Origin of the sequence: Lactiplantibacillus xiangfangensis (assembly GCF_001438845.1) — a bacterium.
Classification (GTDB): domain Bacteria; phylum Bacillota; class Bacilli; order Lactobacillales; family Lactobacillaceae; genus Lactiplantibacillus; species Lactiplantibacillus xiangfangensis.
In genome coordinates, this window is sequence record NZ_JQCL01000036.1 from 1 (window position 1) to 2,846 (window position 2,846).

3 protein-coding genes are annotated in these 2,846 nt (G+C 45.6%); all 3 read left to right on the forward strand.

Features of this window, described 5'->3' with window-relative positions; genetic code table 11:
• The first annotated feature begins 95 nt into the window (after window positions 1-95).
• From IV64_RS03465 to IV64_RS03475, 3 genes are read left to right on the forward strand one after another with little or no spacing between them, the layout of a single operon-like run.
• Window positions 96-872, forward strand: a complete 777-nt coding sequence (locus IV64_RS03465; RefSeq protein WP_057705781.1) for a lysophospholipid acyltransferase family protein — start codon at window positions 96-98, stop codon at window positions 870-872.
• 17 nt (window positions 873-889) lie between these two features.
• Window positions 890-1,840 carry a glycosyltransferase family 8 protein gene (locus IV64_RS03470; RefSeq protein WP_054646946.1) on the forward strand — a complete coding sequence of 317 codons (951 nt, stop codon included), beginning with the start codon at window positions 890-892 and terminating at the stop codon, window positions 1,838-1,840.
• Window positions 1,837-2,700, forward strand: coding sequence for a lysophospholipid acyltransferase family protein (locus IV64_RS03475; protein WP_057705782.1), 864 nt, complete (start codon window positions 1,837-1,839; stop codon window positions 2,698-2,700). Before IV64_RS03470 ends, IV64_RS03475 begins: the two co-directional genes overlap by 4 nt.
• Window positions 2,701-2,846 lie beyond the last annotated feature (146 nt).

Below are 2,846 nucleotides of genomic sequence, written 5' to 3' on the forward strand. Positions count from 1 at the left end.
TTTTGATCTAATTTAACTAAAATCAAATCGAATGTCAAAGTATCCAAACACGTTCTCATGATTTTAACTTCTCGGAAGAAAGGATGACATTGGTAATGACTAAACGGACATCAAAAGTGTTTACGTATCATGATTTTGATGATGACGTGGTCTTTACCAAAAATCAAAATGCCACCATTCCTGAGGGCTACATTTGGCTGCATCAAAATTGGTTTTACCGCGTAACGGCGACGGTCGTCTACTGGGTGGCGGTTGTTGTCAGCTTCGTTTATTGTCGGCTGTATTTGCGGACGTCTTTTCGAAACAAACGGTGTCTGCGCACCCAAGGCAAACGGGGCGCCTTCATTTATGCCAACCATACCCAGCCGCTGGGGGATGCACTTTTACCGATGCTGGTCGCAATACCCCGGCGGGCGTATCCGATTGCGGAACCTGCCAACCTTGGTATTCCAATCGTCGGTCGTCTCTTGGCGATGGGTGGTGCGTTGATCCTACCCGCGAAATTATCACAAATGATCCAATTCCAGCGGGCGATGAATGCTCGATTGGACCAGCATCAACGAGTGTTTATCTATCCCGAAGCCCATGTTTGGCCGTATTACACCAAGATTCGTCCGTTTCCAGTTGGCGCATTCCATTATCCAGTCGCTGCCGACCTGCCCAGCTACAGCATGACGATTACATATCAAAAATGCCGACTGTTGAGCCGACCCAAGCAGGTGGTATACTTCGACGGTCCGTTTATGCCGGACAAGTCACTTCCGCGTAAACAACGCCAACAAAAACTCCACGATCAGATTCATGCCCAAATGGTGACCCGCAGTCACCAAAGCAACGTGTCATTTATGACCTACCAGCATCAATCACATTAATTTAAGGGGGATTCATTATGGAAAATCAAACCGTGCCAATTTTTTACGCTGTCGATGACAATTATGCACCTTATCTGGCAGTTTCACTGGCTTCACTGGTCGCGCATACATCACCGGACAGGCATTACCAGGTGATTGTGTTGTGTGATGATCTCAATACCGACAATCAAGGGCGGCTTAAAGCCTTTGAAACGGACAACCTCAAAATTCAGTTTGTTTCAATTAATGACCGCTTGAAGCAAGAAATTACTGATAAGAATAACAAACTACGCAGTGACTACTTTACCTTTACAATTTATTTCCGGCTGTTTATTGCTGAATTGTTCCCCAAATTGGATAAGGCGCTCTACCTGGATGCGGACACGGTGGTTTTAAAGGACGTGGGTGAATTATTTGATACCCAGCTGGGGGATAACCTGGTTGGCGCAGTGCCGGATCACTTCATCGGCCACACTCCGGAAATGATTGACTATGCTGAACAAGCCGTTGGGATTGATTCACAGAAATACGTTTGTTCCGGCGTGTTGTTGATGAACCTGGCTGAAATGCGCCGTTCAAAATTCGCTGAACACTTTTTGCAGCTCTTGAACAAGTACCATTTCAAGTGTTTGTGCCCGGATCAGGACTACATGAATGCCATCGCGAGAAATCGAATTTATTATTTGAACCCGTCATGGGACATCCAAATCACCACGCCACAGGATGTTGACCCCTGGCTGATTCACTATAACTTATTTGCCAAGCCGTGGCGCTATGATGATGCCCCTCGACAAAGCTATTTTTGGACCTATGCCAAACAAACCGATTACGAGACCATGTTAAAACAGCAGCTCGCAGATATGAATCCTAAAGAAGTTGCCCGTGATCAGAAGAATCAGTCCGATTTGATTCCATTAGCCGTTGATATTATTAAGACCCCAACGACATTTTACGCCATGGCCAAGCAAGGAGTAAAAATTGCCCTATGACTTTTACACCGGTAAAGCTTGGCGAGCGTGACAAAGTGATTCAAAACATTGCTGAAAACGTCCGTCAGGGAAAATTTAATCAAAAAGTCGAACTACATGATCCAGTACTGACACTTACCGAGCAGCATGAGGTGTTGGACCACCTCTTGAAGCTTCACCAAACTAAACGTTATCATTGGCGGGCAGCCGAAGTCCGGTCGGTCATGAATATGGCTGCGAGGATGATGAATCCCAATTTAAAAGTTGAGGGGACCGACAATTTAAAGGCATTGGAATGGCCGGCAATCATTACCTGTAACCACTTTAGCCCGATTGACCACCTGCTGGTTCGATCAGCCCTGAATCAACCTGATTTGTCGATTGTCGTTGAGCTCACCAACCTTAAAATGCCCGGGATGCTGGGATTTTTGATGACATACGCTGATACGATACCTGTCAGCGACAGCGTCAATTACATGGGCAAGGGGTTTATTGCCCTTTTGCAAAGTAGCTTGGCACGCAAACAGTCAATTCTAATTTATCCGGAACGGGAAATGTGGTTCAACTATCGCAAACCGCGGCCGCTTGAACGGGGAGCGTACTACTACGCCGTTAGATTGAATGTGCCAATCGTGTCCTGCTTTGTTTCGATGGTTGACGCCCCGACCAAATCGGATCCGCATGGCATCAATTATACGGTCCATGTGTTACCGCCAATTTATCCGGATGCGGTCGAAAAGTCGGCCACATCACAGCGGGAAGCTGCCGAAAAGATGCGCCAAATTGATTACCAACAAAAAGTTGCTGCCTATGAAAAGGCCTATGATCGTCAATTCACTAAGGATTTTAGTCCAGACGACATTGCTGGTCATTATCAATAACTAAATGGACAACAAAAAGGCATGACCGTGAACAAAATGATCTTTCATTCACAGTCATACCTTTTTTAGGGTCGAATAACGAATTAGTTAGGTAGATTGCAAATTTAATCCGAATTTTTGGACAAATTTGTCAGCATAACCTGATA